Consider the following 277-nt stretch of genomic DNA (forward strand, 5'->3'; position numbering starts at 1 on the left):
GGTTAGCTTCCGCGGGGACGCCAGCGCCCGAACCCGCCCTCGGTATTGATGATCTGGCCTGTGAGCCACGATGCCTCGTCGGTTACGAGCCACGCGATAAGGCGCGCAGGGTCGTCCGGTTGTCCGTATCGCCCGAACGGGAACATGGGCTTCACGAACTGCCACATGTCGTCGGTGAGATACCCGGTGTCGACGGGGCCTGGATTGATGGTGTTCACCCGAATGCCGTCGTCGGCGAGTTGATCGGCGATCGTCGTCGTCACTCCGGCAATCGCGG

The 277-nt window shown here is 63.9% G+C and carries 1 protein-coding gene; it reads right to left on the reverse strand.

All coding sequences use genetic code 11. The features are described 5' to 3' along the window. Nucleotides 1–2: 2 nt before the first annotated feature. A partial coding sequence (locus SB754_RS20000; protein ID WP_410784124.1) for an SDR family oxidoreductase occupies nucleotides 3–277 on the reverse strand: 275 nt, incomplete at its 5' end.

Source organism: Leifsonia sp. SIMBA_070 (assembly GCF_046534635.1).
Taxonomy (GTDB): domain Bacteria; phylum Actinomycetota; class Actinomycetes; order Actinomycetales; family Microbacteriaceae; genus Leifsonia.